The organism is Candidatus Fukatsuia symbiotica, assembly GCF_003122425.1.
Taxonomy (GTDB): domain Bacteria; phylum Pseudomonadota; class Gammaproteobacteria; order Enterobacterales; family Enterobacteriaceae; genus Fukatsuia; species Fukatsuia symbiotica.
On sequence record NZ_CP021659.1, the window covers coordinates 437544 to 459866 of the forward strand.

Sequence of the window (22323 nt, forward strand, 5' to 3'; positions counted from 1 at the left end):
GCTGTGGATCACAGCAAATAGGGATTTGAATGTAGACTTGCTCTGTACCCTGGACTTTTTACAAAATCGTTAATCACAAATAATGTAACGAATATGCAAAATGATATCGTTTAAACTTTGCAATGGCTGTTTTTGTTTCGAGGTCGCATTAGGGAAACGAAGCACTAGCGCGCCAGGATCTTCGATATCGATACCTTCAAATGGGAGGTATTTTTCGTCATTGAAATTCAATTGAAACTGACCGTGGTCATTGATGCCTCGTGAGACTGCGATGGCGGTACAGCCCTTTGGCAACTGGCACGAACCTTGGTAACTTAACGTAACCTGAACATCCTGATAAGCGCCTAGCAGCATCGGCAAACTGACGCTGATTTGCTTGATAAGGCGTTTCTTCAGGCCTTTACCTGGTAACAGGGCGACAGGATAATCTTTGCTGATTTGTAGCCCGTGGATATTGACTGACGCAGACAAGGTCTTGCCATTAATTTGCAATGTATTTTGGTCTTTACCTCGCGTTTTAGTTTCCGGGTTGGTAATCAATTCTTTGATCTCTTTTGCCAAATCAAATTTATTTTCACCCAAAGCTTGCTGGTTATACACTTGCGCTAAAGAAACAGTTCGTTCCACTTCCAACGCTCTGTTGTCCCACTGTAAATACGCGGTTTCCATTTGAGTCAAGTTCAACATCAATATTTCACCACTGAGTAGCCCCGCATAAATACCTTGCCAGGCACCTGCGGGGATAAAATTTTGTGGTTCTTGAGCGGTTTCCCACAACCAAGCGCGCTCTGACATCTGACAACGCGAGAGGGTTTGGTCATAGAACCCTTTATAGATTGCCGTTAACTGACCGCGTAACCAATGATAAAGTTTTTGATTACTGAATTTACTTTGTAGAAATAGTAACTGCTCCTGAATCTGTTTCTGTTGGGCCTCCAAATATTCTTTCTGTTTATCCGCTGACTGTATACGGATCTCCGTCCCATTAATCTGTGCGGTTAGCTGATCAATTTCTGATTGCGCACTCTTGCGTTGGAGATCCCATTCTTCACGACGGCGACAATACATCTCAAATTGTGAGGTTTTATCGGCAGCTACCCTCAATCTAGCGGCAACAATTTCAGCGCTCAGCACCATACCTCTGGCTAATCCATCCCATTTGCAACCCCCATTCGAGGCACCAAAAAGATTAGGTGCCATGTCTAGCACCGCCGCAGTCGTATTGAACCCTTGTGCGACTGTCATCACTGATGACGCATCGGCAGATAAATCCATTACACTTTGCTCACCAGGATTGATGTTTTCTTCATACAACTCATCATAATGTTTATAGCGGGCAGTGGCCCCGGCTACACTGAGGTTCAGTGCGGTCAAGTCCTGTTGCAATTCTTCTCGGGTTTTATCTTGTAACTGGATGCTGGTCGTCATCAGTGCCAGAGCCTGAGTCTGTAATAGCTCGTTTAACGCTTCTGCATCTTTACGCTCGATAACGTTCAGTAGGGTGGAGCCAAATTGCATCAGCTGTAATACCATTTCCCGGGCGTGATCGAGCATCTGTGGAAAACGTTGTAACATCGGCCGCTCAACACTCTGCGTGGGTAAACTCACAATACCTTGTAAAGAGGAAAGACTTGCTGAGTGCAACGTGCGTGGATCCGGTGGCGTTGCGTAGAAAGGCAGTGACAACTGTGCGCCATCGAGGGTCAGATTGTGACGTAGGTTGTATAAGCGATGTTCAAAAATACGCCAATAGCGTCTGAATTTGGTATTTTCTTCTGGTAAAAACAGTTGTTCTCCTGGTATCACTGTTAATGATGCTCCCTGTGGTAAGGAATAATCTTCTTCTGTGTCAGTGACCAGACTTGCCTGCTTGAGCGTGGTTTCCTCATTCCAAATAAACGCTTTAAGCACCGGCTTTTCACCTAATAAATCCAGTGCTTGCATATACCACATTTTCGCTTCTACCAAGCTGTCTCTCTCTAATTGACGGTAAGCATGATCACCGCGTTCAAGCAATAAATCGAGATAAAGCATGAGAGTCGCAATACGATAATGAATAGGTTCCGCCTGAGCGATGGCATCGGGATCTCTGCCACCACTGCTTTCTAAATTATTCTTCTTTTCGTCGACGTGTAAGGGAAGCACGTTCCAACGCCTCAATGCACCAGTATCAGTCGGTGCCTCGGCATAGCCAGCGGGATTATAGACGTATTTTAACCAGCGACTGGCCTGGGAAAAATGTTGTTCCTGTAATAAACGTTTCATCACCATCATAGGGACGTAGTAGAACAGTTCCCAAAAATAGATAGCGTTAGCACCGTGGAAATCCCTCTGTGCTTTACTGGAAATCTCCTCCTGTTTTTGTGTTTCTAAATTTAATATCGCATCGATGCCTCGCGTGGACAGAGAGACAAGTTTTTTAGCAAATTTCGTATTCAGGGGTTCTCGGTAAGCCTCATTCAATATCAAATATTGTATACCAGCATCGTTATTAATTTTTAGTCTCGACGTGTCCGCTTTATGTGTGCGCTTAATTTTAATTGCCCATTCCTTGGTGGTTATCACTGCACCTTTATGAAAATTCATACTGATGGTGGTTGTAAAAATATCGCTAGAAAACAGGGCATTTTCGATAATATATTCAATTTCATCGGATTCGAAGACGATTCTATCGCTGTCTAGCTCGGAAAAAAAATTGTCAGTTTTTTCCTTATGATGATTTCCCATCGATATAAAAAAATCGGTAATAGTGGGTTTGATTTCTTTGGATGATTTAATAAAGTTCGTTTCAAAAAAAATATTATCAAATTCTATATTTTCTTCTGCCAGTTTAATTTCAACACATTCATTAAATTTCATAATGTCATTTTGTGGTGTTTGAAATTGTATCGGGCGTTCAGATTGATATTTGAATTCAGAGATATGAAAAATATTTTTTCCGCGTTTTATTATTATCGGTTCGAAGAGTGGGTTTTCTCTGCCATAAAAATACAACTTAATATTTTTCGTTGGGTCGGGACTGGAGTAAGGATTAAAAATGCCAACTGTACATTTATTCGGACAGATGACAAGTGTTATTTTGGTGCCAGACTGATGCTTCTTTTTATTTTCTATTTTATAAAAAATATAGTTGTCATGGCCAACTTCCCCCATTTTTTCCATAAGCCCAATGAGCGTATGTTGCGATTCCTCATAACCAGAAAAATAATTATGTGCAAATTGCAAACGTGGTTTGATAAATAATTTCAAATAATTTTTTTTATGACTTTCACATGTTACGAATAAATTTCTTTCAGATTCTATACTGTCTATTATCCCGATATCATTGGACAGTTTTAGACGGCCACTGATCAGTTCATCTTGATTATCTGTGATGCTATAGTTGTATAATCCAGGATAGGGATAACTTACTTTTTTATTCTTTTGATTAAGCACATCAAATTCATTTTTTACATGAGGAAAATATTCTATAAGTGATTCATGAGACATGACATGACAGATCATGTTCTCAGAAATAGCATAACCCACTGTATGCTCAGGTGTTAAACTATAATGACTGTCCTGTTTTTCATAAAGATAAACTGCGATGATGTTTTTTTCATTATCTTCTGTACAAGATAATCCTAAATTCTTAATCCGTTTTTCTTCCAAAATATTGAATGAAAACGTTGAACTCCAGTTACCATTATAATTAAGATACGCGATTTTTAATTTTTGTTTATTGATTTTTATCTGTTTTCTGATATCAGTATTATCTGCTGCCATTTCCCATTGATCTTCTATCCATACCAGATAAAGACGAGATTGATAGATCACAGGCCGGATCAATTTAGCAACCGGATTAGCGGCACAATCAATTTTTTTCCATTGACTCCAGGCACCAACAAAGAATTTCCCCTGACTAAATTGTTTTTGATCAATACGCCGCCAATAATAGGCCCCTTTTTCGTTAGGATTTTCACCGACAAAATAAGTCAATCCCTCATTACTCCTAACACTATCGTGATAAGCGCTGATAATCGACAAATTAGCAATCTGTTCAAACTCTGTTAGATACGCTTTAAATGCCTGTTCTATCATTTCATTATTCAGCTGAGCATCACTAATCGCTTGCTGAAAGTTATCCATCATTTGGCTCTGCTCAAGGCGCTGTAGTGGGTCAATATAATTTTCCGGCTGATAACGAAGCTTGGCCGCGGCAGCCCAAGTGCTATAACGACCGTTACCATTCTCCCAATTTTGAAAGAAAGGTTTATTCAACACATCTGTATTTAAGCCTTCCTCTTCTTTACGCTGTAAGACGCGGCTAATATAAAGCTGGAGAGCCGCAATGGCCGCTGCTATCTTGCTGGTTTTCACTTCGGTTGAAACCTGGTTATCAATCAATAAATGTTGGTAAACCTGGTCGCGCGTTATGACGGGTGGTGTAGTTTGGCTTCCATGGGAAGCAACATAGTAATGACTCAATCCTCTGCTGACTATTTTATCAAGCTCAAGCGCGATCTTCCTGCTCTGTTGCGCATCCTGCCCGGCGAGCAACGCTGTTGAGACGGCTTGCCAATCCGGATAATCCGCAAAGTATGCTACATTTGATAACCTGAGTAGCTTGCGTAAATCGTCAGTTTTAATACCAAGTTCTTGTGCCATAGTTAACCATTCCAGCGTATTTGTGATGCTGGAAAAGTCAGAGAAGCGCATATCCTCATGGGAATCCGCAATCTTCCGAAGATCGGCGGCTAATTTTTTCGCTTCTGTTTTTGTAGATTCTACTGCTCCTAGCGTTTGATCGAGAAGAGAAACCTCTCTCTCTGCCCTTTCTGCTCGCTGAATATCGACCTGTTTAGCCGCCTGTTGTAGCGTTTCTTTGTCCATTTGTATCATGGGTGCCAAAATGGCCGCCGTCAGATTGCGCTGCTTTAGGGCTATTAGCACCTGAGGAACCTGATCACCGAGTGAGATTATTTGGCTATGGATACGGGTTAATAATTCAAGATGTGCGATGCTGTGCCCGATTAATGTGAGAGAAGCGTCTAATAAATGAGGCTGTTCGACTAGTAGCGATAATTCGGGTTCACTGAGTTGTAAACGGTGATAAATGTGTGCTAACTGTTGTAAACGTTGACAAAAAATGATCATTTTTTCATTGATTTCTAGATGATCTCGATTCCATTTTATTATTTCATTTCTAAATGTATTGACATTAATAATCAGACTGCTTGGATTGGCGTGTGGAATTAATTTATCAAGCCAAGCCAGTAAAAAATTAGCCACTGTTATCGAAGGCAAAGCCAATGAAGAGAGGAAAAAAGGGGCGATCTGTTCTGATACCTGTATGGTTGTTTCAGGGTTTTCCTGGGCAAGTGCTGAACTCAAACCCATGGCGACGGTCTGAATTAAGGTTTCGATTTCAAGCGTCTTTACACCGTTATATTCTGTGGTGGTCATGTCATACAATTCATCAACCCGCCATCCTTGCTCACACAGCCAATAAGTGCGCTGATAGAGTTTGTCTATCAACTCAGCGCACTGATCATCGCTCATATCGATAGGAAAAAGGGTTAGGCTCTTTGATGGATTGACTAACATTCTTAACAGCATAGCGAGTTCGGAAATAGTGAGTCCGTGAATACGCGCAAGTAACCGAATACGATATAACGCAGACAGGTAGGTTATTTGAGAGACGACAGCATCAGTCAGCATTTCGCACATGATGCTCAGCTCTCTCTCATCGACAGCCAATGCCTGTCTTAATACCGCCGATTCTTGGGCCTCTAAGGGCGCATGAGTACGTTTTTGTGCGCCTGTGAGTTCATAACGAACCCCCTTTAGGGGTGGAGAATTAAATAATTGGTCAAATTGACTCGGTGATTGGTGATTATTATTTTTTGTTATTAATATGGTGTTATTATCTAAAATAAACGCCTGCTCTTCCGGTATGTGATAACGCGCCTGGTAGTTTTTTATTCTGGTTATTTTTTCTACTTTTTCAAAATCTGACTGTTCATGTTGAGATACAGGATCAATGATAGCGTCAATTATTTCTGAAGATAAACCAGTCAATTTATAATAATATTTTGTTTTTTTAGGCGTAGTCACTATCTGGTAAAAAAGGAAATCATTTTTTGCTTGTAATAAAGGATTTAGATGACTTTTTATCATTCTTTTCGCGAAAAAAGGGTTGTCCAATAAGCGACTGACCGTTGTTCCTTGCGCTTTAAGTGCCCATTCAATCACTTCATAATGATAGTTAAAATAGTAATTAAGATTTACATTACCGTTAGTATAAATTTTTCTCTCATAGAGGAATCGATATATATCATTTTTATTTTTCCTATCAAGCGTACTGCCCTTTTCTTTCATTTTTTCTTTTACGTATTGCAATAAAATGTCATTAGAAAGCGTTAGGGTGCTCACTTCCTGATCCCTATTATCCTGACTAAGCGCTAATGTTTTTAAATCTGCCCGCCGCTTATCTAAATGGTAGGGTGAGTGCTTAGCATGTAGTCCATATGCCTCACGGTATAATTCAGCCAGATAAGCGAAAACTGAAAACATGGAAGCGGGAGTATCAGCAACAGCATAATCATGTTTGATGGTAGTAAAATTTTCGTTATATTCATGCTGTGGTGATACATCTGTATAAATAATATTAGGAATGTTCTTTAGCATCGGATTAGCACGCGTCAATGCGTTTCTTTGTTGACTCTGTTCTTCAAGTGCTGTGTTATAAAGCACTTGAGCGTTTTTTTCTTCTAAGGAGTAAAACTTTGTTTTTTCTAAAAAATCATTAAATGAGATTTGTGCCACTTCATTTAATGAATAAAATTTAAGTTTTGCTAGAGATTCACTGATACTCATAAGATCCTTGTTATATTTTTGTTGTATAGCCTGCTTAACATCTGCTGTAAGTCTCAGCAAATAGCAAGTTAAAACCAGGCGAAAAAGAGTGATGAGTGCTACCTAGCCATTATTAATCGCTGTGTTATTAACAGCTAGGTGGCACTACCTATCACATTAATACAATTTCTGCGTCGCGCAGGAATGATTTTTTTCTCGGAGAGGAAAATTTTTTTCAGGCATTTACTGCACGGCCATCAGGTAAAGGGTGGCTGTTATCGGATGATCATTAGCTCGCTTGTTTTGTCTTGATTTATCGTCTTGACGGGACAGAATGGTTGATTCTGCTACAATTAATATATTCAAAGCATGTATAACTATGAACAAAATACAAAATGAATGTAGAAAATAAAATATTGGAGCGCCATTCCTATGAATTTAAAAAAGAATTTTTGTCTCTTTTTCGTACTTATCATGAAGTAACTTATACCTGTATTGATACAGTAAACCGTTGTGTTCATGCACTGCCCAGCAATTATATTTGGCATTTGCAATATTGGGACAGTGATTTGGATAGGCATCTTAATGAACGCTTAAAACACACAATGAGTTATTGGGGTGCCTATTCCAGCGAGCATGGCAATACGTTAAAAAAATTAGAAAATGGCATAAAAAAAATAGATATGACTTGCTACGACAAAGGTAGATTTGAGTTATTTTCCGTAAGTTTCAGAACGGATATGCTGTTGCCAGATCTTTTCTACTTAAACAAAGTAAAATCCGCTATTAGTCACTACGCAACAAGAAAAATCAGAGGGATTGATGGTGATAATATTGCTCTGCCATTACGTGCGCACATAGACAGTCCGTTAGCACATCAGACAGCTGGCAGGGATATAAATTATAAAAAATTTAAATTTGGCGATATCTCTCTCTCTGAGCTGGAACTAGAAACAATACGTTACCTGCTGGAATTAAAATCGATTAAAGAAATAGCCTGGCTCCATTGTTGCTCAGCAACGGCGGAGAAAAATCGGATAATACGTATTAAAGAGAAAATAGGATGTGCCAATATGCCCCTTTCCAGAGTTTTTACCACACTCAAAAAATATGGGATAATAGCCGCATGTCTGGGTACTTATATTATCTCTTATTAGAACCCGTTCGACATCTCTTGTAACCTATACCCTTCGCCTTTCAAGTTACGGCGACGTTGGCTGCTCGCACTCATCCCAGTCATGTACTACTTGTACACTCCTGGGATTCGATTGATTGCCGCCTTGCTGTAACTCGAAATTCATTGGGTATAGATCTTGCGTTACGTGGAATGATGAGGATAAAAATATGTTGACATGGAAACAACGCCTTGGTGTGGTGGCAGGAAACGCGTGTGAATTCTATGATATTGCTCTCTTTGCCGCGATTTCTGGTTATATCACAGTGGAATTCCAACAAGCGGGGATGGGGAATTCAACCTATATTGTTTGGGGGATTTTTGCCTTACGTTTTCTGATCCGACCGTTAGGCGGTTATATTATCGGTTTGTATGCAGATCATTATGGACGTAAGGCGGCACTGATCCTCACCAGTACAGTTATTGGGCTGTCTACATTAACTATGGCGGTGTTACCTATTTCTAAATTAGGTGCTGCCGCTCCGTTGCTCTTTTTAATTTTACAAATGCTGCAAGCCTTCAGTTTTGGTGGGGAATATCCGACCATCATCCACTATCTGCTCAGTGAATCAGAACAGAAACAGCGAGCGAAAATCAGCAGTATGATCGTAGCCAGTTCTCTTGTTGGTGTCTTGATGTCATTACTGATTGTCTATTTTATAAACAATCTATTAAGTCCCGAGGAGATGCAACAGATTGGCTGGCGTATTCCTCTGCTGATTGCATTGGTAAATATTGCAATCAGCTTCTATTTTCGCCAAAAATTGAAAGAAATATCACCCTGTGTCATCAAAAATCAAGGGATAACGCTTTTAGCTGTTTTGAAGATTTTTCTTATCGTTATTCCCGGTGCTGTGGTGTTCTACGTGCAAAATTTAGCGAGTACTCTCTCCAAGAGAGCGCTGGATAACGGGACGCTGCAGACACTTTATCCATTACTTTCCAGTAGCCTGTTGTTGGTCTTTGTGCTATTTATCGGCTGGTTAACGGATAAATACAGTACGCCGCAAAAAATCTTTCGCCTTGGTATCTATGCGTTACTGATAGCCGCTGCCCCTCTGTATCTGCTGCTAGCCAGCAAGAGTGTTGTGCTGGTCATTATCGCTCAATTGGCGTTAACCCTGATTGCAGCACTGATCCTTAGCAATCTGGCTGCGGTGCTGTTTGAAAAAAGCGCAAATAAAACAGCGATCTTGGGCCTAGGATACAACGCGGCTTTGTCGGTTTTTGGTGGTTTATCTCCTCTTATTATCGCGCTATTGATACCCTTTGGTGGACTCTTCCCAGGGATTTATGTTGCTGCGTCAGGGGTGGCATTTGTCGTGGCGGGATACATTCCTGCAATCCGAAAATCCACATGCTGTACCAAATAGTATTGATATTAAAAATAATAAGACGGGTATAGCCTTGACGTTTGCACAAAACTGGTTTATATCGTTCGCACAATGTTGCATTTTTTTATCTATTCATCATTTCGCTGTACTCATTGATATCCCGCATTTAAAAAATAATAGACTTCTTGCAAAACCGTATTCGTTATGCGAACTCAAGGCGCCCGTCGCACAGTCACTGTGCGGTGCATAGAGTACATGAGGATTGCGGGCACCCGATAACGTAGAATTTGCGGCACGTAGCAGGTTTTGCAAGACGTCTAATGTTTAATCAAGGATGATGTATATTATGCCAAATCTAGAACTTGCCAAAGAAATAGATAATTTTCTTTCACAGAATTTTTTTATTTTAACTAAACCCGATGAAAACGAGTTGATCGCCGCCTTGGTAGAATATACCGTGATGAGTAAGAGGGAGGTCCTACCAAAATATGAAATGGAAGCGTTAAGCCGCATACTTTATTGGGCGGTGAAATGTAATTATTACCCTTTTTACAAAAGTAAGCTACTTAACATTATTAAACAACATATCGCTGTTTTATCTGAAACAGTACCACCGAAAATACATTTTATGTCCCTAATTGGGTTTGAAGCGATTCAGTTAGACTATATTAATCTTTGGATACAGGAAAACGCCGAAAATAATACAATAAACATTTGGACAGACTCCACCACCTTATTAGCAGAAGAACTTTCCACACGTATAGAAGAAGTGGCCGTTCGCCATGCCCGTAACGGAAAATATACAAGCAAGCAAGCCTTTAGATCAGAACTGATTATGTGGCAAAATAAAGCTTGTAACAGCATCATCAACACGATGTTACACAATGATCCCGCACAGGACGGAAACAAAAAATTTTGTTTTGATCAGGCTGTGATAATCTTTTTAGAAGAAGAAGGGTTAGCAAAACCGGGAGAATTGGCTGAAATTCGCCAAACCCATACTGAGCGCTTTAACTCAGCCATTCAGCAATTAAAACAGACAACCCGTCACCCTGATAACGTCACCTTTATCGATTTTCACTCTCTGAACTATTTGCCAGGCTATTTTCTATATCTTAAGGAACTGGTGTTAAGAGGTAATCCGGTCACGGCGCTGGATGTTAGCCGATTGCTGATACTCAAAGATCAGGGGGGCCTTTACCTTGATACCGACTTATTGCCCTGTTTGAATGAAATTATTTTTTCTCGATTGATCGCAACCCATTCCAGCAATACGGCCCATCAATACAGTCCAGAAGTCATTATGCAAGTGGTGTTAGATGAATTGACGCACCGAGGATCGATGCCAGGACGTGCTGCCGTTATTAAGAATACAAATCGGGGAGACTACCCTAATCCTCTGCAAATTATTGATGAATCAGCCAGACAATACATTAAAAATGTCGTGATAAGTGCACTAGATAGCGGACAGAGCCTTTTTTCACCCCTTGGCCGATTGGCCGTGGACCCTTATTTTGCATGTAGCTATAGCGGGGATAATAATAAAGCGATTGTTGCTGCAAAAGGCAGTGAATTTATTGATCAAATTTTAATCTATATTGCACAAATACATAAAGTAATGCGTAGGCATAACATTGATGGACTAGATCCTGATCAACCCATTCCACGTGAGATCAACCGAAAAATTGCTGAAGATTTACAGACAAATAAGCTGTTCCCCGATAGTCGATCATTATTCGCTTATCGCGAAGGGGGTCCGTATAGTGCTGACATTCCCAACCGGCTAGCACCTTACCGTCATGCCTATACCCTATTGATGAAAGAAGCGGGTGTGGTAGCTGATAATAGGATACAGCCCTCACTGCATAAAACGATTCCCCCTTTTCGCCGTGCTTTTTTTTCCACCGAAGAGGCTTATCTGTCACGTTTGCGTGAACGCGGGGAAGGTTTCCCTGTGATTTGTTTCGCCAAAATAGCCAATACGACAGTCAGTATATTATACAATTGCAGGATGATGAGGAGGTGAGTCAAATGGCGCGTTTCCTCTATAACAAAAATGCTGATCGTACTGCCCATTATTGTTATCAGGCACAAACAAATACCTTGGCTATCGTAAATGCTGCCCCTGATTTTGTCTTTCACGGTAAAACCCGCATTATTTTTATAAGCCATGGTATTTTTATGAAGGCAATGGGAGGTGAAAAAATCGTTCAGTTGCTGATCACTCGCGGGTTATTACAAAAAGATACTACAGGCGACTTCCAAAAAATCGATAGAGTGTCAATAGCAGCCTGTTATATCAATGAAGCCACACCGGCTAACGTAGTCATGAACCGTCCGATTCAAGACGAAAATTTTATAGAAAATATTTATCGTGCTTTTTCCATTGAAAAAATCTCCGTTGGGAGTATCAGTGTGCGCGAAAAATTAGTGCTAATCGATGCATTAGGACGCACATGGACTGGGCTAATAAAAAATCCTCAGATACCGGAAGAGCAATGGCAGGTTGATTGGACATTAGTCAAAGAGAGTAACCGAAAAATTATTTTTACTCAGGGAGAGGATGGAGAAATAGTGAAGACGCGTATCGGTTTGCTAAAGGAGGCTTCTGCGCGCACGAGATTACTAAAAACCTCTTATAACGGTCGTTTTGGCGTAGATGATGTCTTCGACGGCTACCAAACAAAACTCAGTGGCGCCATTAATGTAAAAATCGCCCGCCAGATTGTGGAAAATATAAAGAAAGGCCCCGTTCTGATGGTGGCTGATATCATGGCATTGATAGCGGGAATGTGTGAAGAGGTCGCGCCACATCGAATTATTATCAACGCGAATAGGCCGGATATGACTGCACTGCAGCATATTTTACGGCAAACTGAACAATATCATGATTATATTCATTGGTTGAATGAACTTGACCTGTGGGGTGGGACAAAAGAATTAAAATTGCTGATGGAGAAACTATTTACCCAGCCGCAAACCGCTTTCCTGCGTTTGAAAGAACGGTATTTGCATGATGATTTTGATTTATTCAGTCTCAATCTCAGTGATCCCGCCAGTGCTGGCATTATTGAGCGTGATAAACGCGACAAAGCACCGATTAGAAGTATTTATTTAGGCCAAGTTGAGCAGCATTTCGGTGAAACAATCAAAGAAAGCCTAGCCTACAACGATGATCCCGAGACTTCTCTGAAAAAAATGAAAACCAGCATTGATAATATAGAGCAAAATCTAAAAAAATTAAGTAAGGGAGAAGGAAACACGTCACTTTATTATCATTCTGAACTCACACGCCAGTCAGAACAGGCGACTATTAATAATAGCAAATTGAAAAGAAAATATACCAGCCCGCGTTACCTCATCAAAGCACAGGTGTATTACGCCAATACATTGAGTGCTCATTCATACCGAATGGTTATCGATCACTGTGATGCATTGGTTAGCGCAAATCGAAATTTATTGACTCAAAACCATTTGGAGACGAATAAATGGGGGTGCTTGTTGTCAACCCTCACCTACAACAAAGAAATTCAGCAGTATGAGATGTATTATCTTCACCAAGATAAAATGCAAAAAATACAGCTTACAACCGATAATACTATTTTTGCTGAAATGAGGCGTTATTTGGAACAGCAACATGAACGCCTCATTAAATGCTACCAGCGAGTCAATGGACGCCTCTATCCAAATCCCTTTTTCAGCACAACAGTTATCTTGTAACCAAAGATGACGGTACTCTGCATGTTTCATAAAGTGTTTGATACGGACAGTCGGATACGAACTCGGGGTGCTCGCGTGGCTCAGCACCACATCGTTGTTATCCTGTTTTTCTATCCGCATGTTTTCGAACGACCACGGCAGTAGCACGACATCTTGGGCGATGTATCCGCCGTTTTCGCTGCCATTATCTTGGTTATCAATCTCGACATTACGGGCGCCAGCCTGGATATGATACCTGTCTGCCCCCCTTTACCCTTGAGTGTATCTTTGCCATGTTGGTGCCATAAGCGATTATTTTCCTCGTCTCCCGGCAGAGGCGTGGTTGACAAGGTGTTATTTCGTTTGTCTCCTTGCAGGTGGGTGCTAAATTTCGTCCCTACCTGCGCCAGTTGTAAAAAATGAGGCACCCGGGTCGGGCTATTATTTTCATGACGGCTGACCGGTTTTCCCTTGATGGTGACTTTCACTTGTTTTTCACCCTCACGGCTGGGGTGATGAATTCAACCTGGATGTCCTCCGGTCGGGCCGCACGCAGAAACGCTTGTCGGCTTTGGTCATGCTCGGGAATGTAGTGCGCGGTTAACGGGGTCAGGGATGGCCAATGCCCGTCGGCGGCGCGTCTGAGCGTTTGTGGCCATCCGGTGATGCGCAGGCCATCACGGGTATGGAGGACATAGGCGTGTTGCAGGCTTTTTTGCTGACCGTCTGCGTGCAGACGGTACATGTTTTCTAACCTTAGCTCAGTGTGGGCCCCGTTATCGCCCCGCAGTTGCAGCCACACCTCTTCGCCGGCCAGCCGAATACTGGCGATGTCTTCTGCGTCATAATCCAGGAGCACGTTGCTGTGTGCCTGCGGCTCCACCTGCTCTTTTAACGTTATCTGTGCGCGTGTTGCGCTCTGATTGCGAAGGATATGGTAGCTGTCTGTTCCTTTTCCTCCGGCTGCATACCCGCGCCCTAAACCGAGGGTATTGTTACCCGCGTCTCCTGTCAGTAAGACAGACACGTCACTCTGTCCGTAGGCATGTTCAATGTGGCTTAACCGAGCCAGTGTCTTAACATGCGCCAACGCGTTTAGCTGCGTTATCGCCTCTTCTCGCGCCTGCCCCGTTAATTGCGCAATCCGGGCTAACCGATCAATCACATCCTGGCGCTGCCCCTCACGGTAATACGCGGCGAGGCCAATATCGAGCGCCAGCAGGGTGCTCTTGCCATTCATTGGTTGGCGCGAGGCGATCACCGTATCTCCCTGGTCACGATCGCTCCCCGCACCCTGCCCGCCATCCAGGACGTGCGGGGTGGTCGGCGCCGCTTGACCCAAAAGTCGAAAACTGTCTGCCTGGCTGCCCCCAGTAAACTGTTTGGTGCCGCCGCCGATGTCGAAGTCATTTTTTCTGTCCCGCCTGCCCAGGACTCTGTCATTACCCTCGCCCATATTCACCTTGTTGATGGAGTCGGCCTCCGAGGGTCGGCGAAAAGGGGCTCGGACTGCCTCGCCGGTGGGACGGAGGGACACTAAGAATTTTTCGCCGTTTTCGTCAATAATGTTCACGATTTGACTGGCGCCACGGGGCGCGAAGCGGTTCTGGCGACTTGCCGCCTTCGCCGGGCCAAAGGTGCCATCGGCTTGTCCCTCTGCAATGGTGTAGCTTCCATCGTCTTGGATCACCACTAAATCGGCGCGGTGGTCGCCATTCATATCATGCAGCTGTATTTGCGCATTATTGAATTTCTCTGGCGTGAACAGCTGTTTTATCCCGTCATGATGTTGTACTGCTTTGGCGATAAAAGGCATCTGGCGATTGCCGCTGCTCAAGAGCGTGTAGAGGTCCCCTGTTTTGGTGATGGAAACAATATCGTCATCACCATCGCCATCAATATCGCCGACCACACGATGAAGATAGGCCGCCACAGACGCGGGGACGGACGCGGGGTATAACGTGGAAAGCGCCATTGACTGCGCGGGTTCAAAAATACCGGCGGCGGCGGCCAGCGCATCGTCGGCCTTCACGGGTTTGCCATAACTGATGTTGACATGGCCTAGCCCGCTGCTGTCGCGGCTAACGTCTCGTGTAAATGACACAAAATCCGCCCGGCCGTCTTTATCCACGTCCAGTAACACCGGGGGGCGTCACTTAAAAATGACCGCTGCAGGCCGTTTGATTGCTCGCGACGGGCAAAGGCCCCGTTTTTATGGGCTAAAAAAATCTGTACCGGGTCGCTACTGTCGCCGACGGCCACCATATCGTCCCATCCATCCCCGTTGATATCCCCGACCGTCGTTCTTATTGTCGGCCAGATCAGCGGCACGATGCTATCGATACGCTGTTGAGTCCCATAACCGCCTTTCCCATCAGATTTTAGGAAATAGAACCCATCAATAGAATAAAAGGCGAGCTCACGGTGACCATCATGGTCAATATCGATACTGATTGCGCGCGTATCATTTTGTAAGGGATTCAAGCTCACCGTGGGCAAGGGGTGATCGGCCGTCGCAACAAAGGACCCTACCGGCTGGTCCGCGCCGATAAAGGGTTTTTTTAGCACGGTCGCGGGCAGACGCGCGTCCTCATCATTCAGATCAACGACCTCGTCGACCCCCTCCGCGTAAGGCAGGTAGTAGTTTAGTGAATATTCTTCCAGTCTCACGACGGCTTTCCCTTCGCTTTGTTGGAAGGTCAATACCCTGTTTCCTCTGCTATACCGCATGGCGTAGCTGGCCGCCTCTTGTTGCATGGCGTCTGATGACGGTATTGCTGTCGGGGGGATGCGGTCACGTATGATGTGCTCGCCCTTGGCGATGTCTGTCGCCACGATCCGCCGATAAGGGAGGGGGTTCAGCTTGACGACCCCTCGGCTGAGGTACAGGGTCTCAATGTTGATGTTAGCCCGTAATACGGTTTTAGCAGCCTGTTCCAATCGGGCGGTCAGTGCTTCCTCTGCCTCCTCTTTTAGCTGGTAGGCCGTTACCTGGTTTTCCACCTCCGGCGTCTGATCTTGCCCGGTAAAGGCCAATACCCCAGCTTGAAAGGTTTCCCACCCGTCTAATTTGACGATTTTTTTGATCTCGTCCACTTCACGGACTGCCGAATAAATGCCGCCAGCTAAGAGCAGCGCTGCCCCGAAGGCCAATCCCACCGGGCCGGCTACCGCGGCGGCGGCGCCGCCAAGCGCAAAAGCAAGGGGACGCCGATGCTTACCAGCGCGCCGGTGAGCGATAAAGACCCTTCGACGATCAAATCTTGGCGCAATGTCGGATCGGTGGTGGTGGCGAGCTGACTGAAAGCACGGAATGCCTGGTAGAAGTCAAAACCGCTGGATAAGACGCCGAGCGCCGGGCCGCCAAAGCGAGCCAACTGCAGTTTGAAGCCTGACTGCAGGCCCATCTGGGTCAGACGACTGCCCCAAATGCCGAGCCCCTCTTGGGTGAGATCAATCGCCATGTTGGAACTCAGTGCAAACAGGGCCATATCCCTTTCTCGTGTCAGCTGTTCTCTTTGTGCGGGGGGTAAGGATTGATTTTGCAGTCGCCGGTTATATTTGGTTAGATCGCTCAATGAACGCAGGTAGCCGTAGCCTTGCATGGTGCCGCCCGCGCGGCTGGTAAAGCGCTGCAGACGCGCCCTGCCGGCTATCGGCACGCTTTTTAGCGTGTCGCCCAGTGTTGGTGCAATGTCTAACACCAGCTTGGTCGCCTGGCTGCCCGCCGTCGGCTGTGGCCTGAAGGTCACCTGCTGTCGGATCGCATCCAGCTGCGCCAGCACACTGGCTTTTGCGGCGGGATTGCCGCTGTCGATGAGGCGATTTTCCATACTGCCTTCCGCCGGTATTTGCTGCCGGAGGAAACGCACGGCCTGTTGTGCTTCAACGGTACTGTAATCAGCCTGGTGCAGATAACGCGCCAATTTTTGGGCATCAAAACGCAGTTGCTCCGCCACCTGTTGTGGTGAGAGGCGTTGGAGATGATCGACTGAAAAGGGCTTACCGTCGATGCGGGCCCCCATTTTATCGAGTACCACGACGGCTATCGGGACCGCGCTCAGGGTAATATCAGGGGCAGCGGCCAGGCGTTGTGCTTCGGGTTTATACTCGCCGAGTAGCGTCTGCAGTTGCCTTAGCCCCGAGAATTGCGCACGGGCGGCGGTCAGATCGACTTTGTACAAGGTGACTGCCGTGGAGGGCGCCATGTGGTGACGCAAGGTCGTCTCAAGTACCCGTCGGTTTTGACTGACATCCGCCCCCGTGATGTGCATCGCGCCTACATTGGGGTGATAAAGCGTAAAGTGGCCGTTCTCTTTGACAGAAAGCGCCAGGATTTGCTGATCGATTTTTAATAGATACTGGCCGGGCGTCATATCCGCGTGCGTCACGGGCAACGGTTGTCGGCCAAAAATCGAGGGATGCGCGTCAGGTGTCGCGAGCAACCCCTCGAACAGCCGGCGGAATTGTTGCACTTGCTTGACGTCATTGTCAGAAAGGGGATCCTGAGCGCGCAGCTCGTTGAGCGTGGCGTAAGTATTGAGGCCCTTCAGGTAATGCTCACTGGCCTGCCCGCCTTGTGTTTGTGCATCCAACCAGGCAAGTCCTGTGGCAGTGGCCGCCGCCTGTGCGTACCGGCTATTGTCCTCGATAAATAACGCCTGTGGCGCGAGCTGCACGTTGACGCCCTGTTCGGCCTCAACGCCTTTCCATGCCGTGATAGCACTGATTTGCTGCCTGTTCCATTCTTGACTGCGCGCCAACGCGTGTTCACCCGTCAAGTGAGCGAGCTGAGCATGGGTATCCGGTAATTGCAACAGCTGTTTTACATCGTTATGCCAGCGGGAAAAATGGCGCGCGTCAGTGGTGAAGGCAGAGATCTTCCTTTCATCAAAGGCGCCGTCGGCATCAGGGAAAAAATCGGCCAGGTCAAGACGTTGCTGGGCATCCAGCGTATCGAGGGTTAACGTATTGGCGTGCAGCGCCTCCATGAGTGCGATAACCCGCTGCAGTCGGGTAGTGAGATCGGTACGATCCACCACGGGAGAAGGAAGCGGGATTGAAGACAGGGGATCAGCATAGGCGCTATTTCCTCCGGGTAGGCCCGTCGGCATGGATATGCGAGGCTGTGCAATAAGATCGGTGACATTCATCCGGCCTTCAGCAGCGGGGGCCAGTTGCGCGACGTAATCAGTTCCTACATCGATACGGTATTCTGGCGCATAGCCGTCTTCATCAAGATCGGTGATAATAATTTGGCCCAATTTAATTTGGAGATGAGTTGCACTAACGCCGGTTAAATTTTTATTAATAAAACGGTTTATTCTTTCTCGGGTGTCAAGCAGTGATTGATCATTCCACAGTACGTTGGGGGATGCCTCCCCTTTTTTTTCACCGACAAAGAGTACTTGTACGTTCGCGGGGAAGTATTTAATGTAAGCCAGGCTTGCGCGGACGCTTCCATTGGAAATGCAGTGCCATTCGGTGAAGAGATATCTGCCTGTTCTCCATTCATGACAACAAGGTATCGGTGCATGGGATCTTTTCTGAGCCATTGGCCCACTGCCCTGATGGCATCGGCATCTCCCTGCTGTACCACGGCTATTTCGTAAACATGATGACTCGGTTCGACACTATTCCTGGGTGAGCTAACGTTTTCATCAGTATCCATCGGTTCGACGTCGTCTCCTGGTACGCTAGCGCTTTCATCAACCTCCATCGGTTCACCGCTGTCCCTTGGTGTGTCAACGCTTTCATCAACCTCCATTGGTTCACCACTGTCCATCGTTGGGCCAACACGCTTGCCAAACTCCATGGGTTCAACAGTGTCCACGGGCCTACTAACAGGATCGACAACAACCCTGGATTCAAGGGAGCTACCTGGTATATTTTTGGGTCGTGGTGCTGTCCTCTCTTTTGCTGAGTTAAGAGCGCCCGGACTATAATATTGATAATCATAATTATAGTTATTTTGCGTCGGTAATGCGCTTGTCATACTGCTAATATCCAGTATTCTCAAGCCTTTGGCTTCTGCTCGACCAAATAATCTATCGTAGCGTATTCTGCTCGCTCCTTGTAACGTTTCTTCTTCTAAATCGACAAGATCGTTATGGAAATGCTCGCCAAGATCAGCAATATTGAGGGCCCGGTTACCTTCAGTATCAATTAACCAGATACGATCGGCTGGGATACCCTTATCAAAAGGAGCGGAAATATGCAATTCGGCGTCCCCTCCCCCTCCGTCTGCAACGGCCTTAGGATCGAGTATATAACTCTCTACCATTGATACCACTTCAAGACCCCGTGTATCAATCCAATAGATAAAGCCACTTGTTTGACCTCGACGTAAAGGGCGACTGTATTCTTTGTGGATTCTTTTCGAAGCGATAGGATGATCGTAATCTTCATCATCGCTATCTGAGTCTGAGAATTCACGATAAGTAGGATCAGACTGGCGATCATAGTGGTACTGACTAATGTTGGCACTCTTCCCAGAAGTATAATTTTCTTGAGATACCCGATAGAGGGCGCTGCCACACATGACTATTTCAGTCACGGTGCGATCGGGATGGGAACCATGAAATGGGAGTAATCTTTCATCGGCTACTATTTCATAGGGTGTAATATGGGTACCCCGGAATACCCCGCTAATATCTCTTCTGAAAGGATAACCGCGATCATTGATTTGATATCCTCTTGAACGTAAATAGTCATTGAGAAAAGCAGGAGCATAATAATGGGCTTGTCTCGTTTCACTGCCCATACTCATGGTCTGATCGTCACTCCTTAGAAAGCGAGCGATCATCGGATCAACAACGCTACGAATATGATCAAAGCGATGCGTGTTATTACTGTCCATTGACGCGCTTTTATGTGCCTCAGCCCACTCAGGAACAGTGTTTTCTGTGATTAAATGATCCACTAGCTGTTGCCGTAATTCACCTGACATATTGAAGCTTTTCCACAATACATCAATCTCAATATTATTTTTATCAGGATGCAAGCTTTGTAGCACAGCGATGGCTTGTTGTTCTTTTTTAGGAAAAATTAACCATTTTTTCTTAATATCTTCATTATTGACGGGCTGTTCTTGTTTGGCACTTTCTCTGTTGCTTCTTGCTAACGCCTGTGCGTCGATCTGAGTGATGGAATGGTGACCATGACTTTCTACTGGACCCGGTTCTATTAAGCGGCCGTTAAAAATAAAAAAATCAGGATTCCCCAACAGCATGTCGTAGTCACGCAACCGGGTTTCTGGAGGGAAGTTATAGAGTTTGAGGTAGGCTTCTGCACTGGCAGATGACATGTAGCGCCCTTCGTTGCCAGGTTGATTTTGCACCCGATTGCGGTATTTCTCTTGCATCCACCGGATCAGTTGCATCCACTGTACTGACGTCAGCCCTTTGGGCGCAGCGCGTGATACCACTCGATTTTCAATGAGACCCGGTTTGAATTGGTCATCATCGTCCAATGTTAACCGACGGCCTTGCTCGTCAACGTCCACTGTCGTTGTGTACGCTACCACTCCAACGGGTTCTGTGCGAGGTTCTCCGGTGTTCGTCTGATTTAGCAAGTCGGCAAATTGCGTTCTATAATCGACAAATTCTGGGTTCTCATCATCGCTGGCCAGAGCAGATCCTATCAACACAATCTCATTCGGTTCAGCCCCCCCTAGTATTTGAGAAACTTGCTTTTTTACACTTAACAATCCTGAGGCATCATAGCCTGCTAACGAAGTAGGGTTATGATCATCCTCACCACCACGGCTACGCCCGACAAAATGCCAACGTGAATAACCGGTCAGCCGCATAAGATCACCATGTATTAAACGTGAGTTCCCCTCTGCATCAAGCTGCAATAACACCGACTTTTTAGGATGTTTACTGGCTAAATTGATGGCATCCCTTAGGCTTTGTTCATTGTCTTCCAATTGTATAATGAGGATGCTATCAAATTTTGAGCGTTCATCGCGAGAAAGAGCACTAATATCCCTTCTCTGCCATCCAGCAACGTTATCGCGTTTGGCTGGGCCTGGCGCGCCGCTCAGTGAATTGCTTTGTGTCGCTGCCGAGCCGCTAATGGGGGTAGAGGATACGGGAGTCGTGACGAGTGTGGGGGCTGTGTTAGTGGCTTCGTATCGGGACATGGATGTGTGTGGCATGTATATTATCCTTAATAAATGTCTATCAAGACCGTATCATCGATTTCTGATTTTATTTTTGAAATCGATAGGCAGTTTGATTAAATTTTATTGACTTAAAACAGAAATAGAAATTTTTGTTTTATCTTATTAACTATTAATTTAATGATAAAAGTTCATGTTTTTATAAACTAAAGTATAAATTACTGTATGTTTTTGTGATTTCTGTTGCAGCCAGAAGTGAGAAAATGGATTGCTTTTATCAATATAAAATAAATAATCGAGATAAATAAGTTTATAATTATTATATTTTATTCTTTTTTATTTTTGGGGCTAAATATCATTGAGTATAAAAATAAAGTTTGCCATAAAGTTTATCCTCGTTATTGATTAATGTGTGACTGAGTGTGATTTTTATGCTATTAGTGCTACATATCAATAGATTGACGAGGCAATTGATGATGGTCTTAACAAAATTGAGGCAGCAAGGCGGGGCAGTGGTATTAACTATACCCCGTGATATTGCATCGACAATGGGATGGCGGGTAGGAACAGCAGGTCACTGTGGAAGTTGAAGGTGCTAAAATCAGTTTGACGCCAATGCACCGTATTCCGCGTGGCCGTAAAAACATTCAGGAATTACTTAACGAAATAGACAGTAACGAAATATTCTCTCTTAATGAAACAGTGGCTAATTTTACCGTTACTCCACCGACAGGTAAGGAATTTTGGTAATGGTAAAACAGAGAATACCTCATAAGGGAGACATCTGGCACATTTTGCAACTGTAGCGGAAAGCTACCTCGTTGATAAAGTGGTATCAACGCTTATCGATTTAATCGATCCGCGATAAAATATTATCATTTACGTGCACTCCCGTTTGTTAATTTATTGCATATTGGGCGCATCATAATTTTCTTTACTAATCTTAAATTTTTATAAGTATTGACGCGGTGTTTTATATCAAGAAATGGTATTTTTCCTTCTTTTATTAGCTTATAGAGTTCACATGCCTCTTTTGGTTTGAGAGTTAATTGAGAACTCTTCTTAACAGAGGAAGAAAGGCAACTGATTGTATCCAGTACTATTTTAAATGTATCATCATGTTGACTACGGCCATAGTAAGTTCAATCTACTTT

General features: G+C 44.5%; 11 protein-coding genes. 5 read left to right on the forward strand and 6 right to left on the reverse strand.

All coding sequences use genetic code 11. The features are described from left to right. Positions 1–69 precede the first annotated feature (69 nt). The gene (locus CCS41_RS02060; protein ID WP_119797114.1) at positions 70–6858 is read right to left on the reverse strand and encodes a Tc toxin subunit A-related protein; all 6789 of its coding nucleotides are present in this window, start codon (positions 6856–6858) and stop codon (positions 70–72) included. Between the two features lie 374 nt (positions 6859–7232). On the opposite strand from CCS41_RS02060, the gene CCS41_RS02065 reads away from it, so the two are divergent. The 4 genes from CCS41_RS02065 (at position 7233) to CCS41_RS02080 (ending at position 13065) form a co-directional block, all read left to right on the forward strand. Continuing rightward, the gene (locus tag CCS41_RS02065) at positions 7233–7994 is read left to right on the forward strand and encodes a helix-turn-helix transcriptional regulator (protein WP_072550806.1); all 762 of its coding nucleotides are present in this window, start codon (positions 7233–7235) and stop codon (positions 7992–7994) included. A 187-nt stretch (positions 7995–8181) separates the two neighbouring features. Continuing rightward, the gene (locus CCS41_RS02070) at positions 8182–9384 is read left to right on the forward strand and encodes an MFS transporter (RefSeq protein ID WP_119797115.1); all 1203 of its coding nucleotides are present in this window, start codon (positions 8182–8184) and stop codon (positions 9382–9384) included. Between the two features lie 307 nt (positions 9385–9691). Beyond that, on the forward strand, positions 9692–11371 hold the full coding sequence (locus CCS41_RS02075; RefSeq protein ID WP_162859956.1) for a TcdA/TcdB catalytic glycosyltransferase domain-containing protein: 1680 nt from the start codon (positions 9692–9694) through the stop codon (positions 11369–11371). 5 nt (positions 11372–11376) lie between these two features. Next, positions 11377–13065 carry a hypothetical protein gene (locus tag CCS41_RS02080; protein WP_240313802.1) on the forward strand — a complete coding sequence of 563 codons (1689 nt, stop codon included), beginning with the start codon at positions 11377–11379 and terminating at the stop codon, positions 13063–13065. A gap of 110 nt (positions 13066–13175) precedes the next feature. Here CCS41_RS02080 and CCS41_RS02085 read toward each other — a convergent pair whose 3' ends face one another. The 5 genes from CCS41_RS02085 to CCS41_RS02105 form a co-directional block, all read right to left on the reverse strand. Beyond that, entirely contained in the window at positions 13176–13532 is a 357-nt protein-coding gene (locus CCS41_RS02085; protein ID WP_119797118.1) for a hypothetical protein, read from the reverse strand. Then, positions 13529–15175 (reverse strand): hypothetical protein, encoded by a 1647-nt coding sequence (locus CCS41_RS02090; RefSeq protein ID WP_162859957.1) that lies wholly within the window; start codon positions 15173–15175, stop codon positions 13529–13531. Before CCS41_RS02090 ends, CCS41_RS02085 begins: the two co-directional genes overlap by 4 nt. Further along, positions 15106–16140 (reverse strand): FG-GAP repeat domain-containing protein, encoded by a 1035-nt coding sequence (locus CCS41_RS02095; protein ID WP_205411451.1) that lies wholly within the window; start codon positions 16138–16140, stop codon positions 15106–15108. The genes CCS41_RS02090 and CCS41_RS02095 overlap by 70 nt, the downstream gene beginning before the upstream one ends. A gap of 71 nt (positions 16141–16211) precedes the next feature. After that, positions 16212–18308, reverse strand: a complete 2097-nt coding sequence (locus CCS41_RS02100; protein ID WP_119797121.1) for a hypothetical protein — start codon at positions 18306–18308, stop codon at positions 16212–16214. Between the two features lie 56 nt (positions 18309–18364). Next, positions 18365–21205, reverse strand: coding sequence for a C80 family cysteine peptidase (locus CCS41_RS02105; RefSeq protein ID WP_119797122.1), 2841 nt, complete (start codon positions 21203–21205; stop codon positions 18365–18367). 543 nt (positions 21206–21748) lie between these two features. Here CCS41_RS02105 and CCS41_RS16265 point away from each other — a divergent pair. After that, complete coding sequence (locus CCS41_RS16265; protein ID WP_240313803.1) at positions 21749–21919, forward strand: hypothetical protein; 171 nt, start codon at positions 21749–21751, stop codon at positions 21917–21919. The last annotated feature ends 404 nt before the right edge of the window (positions 21920–22323 follow it).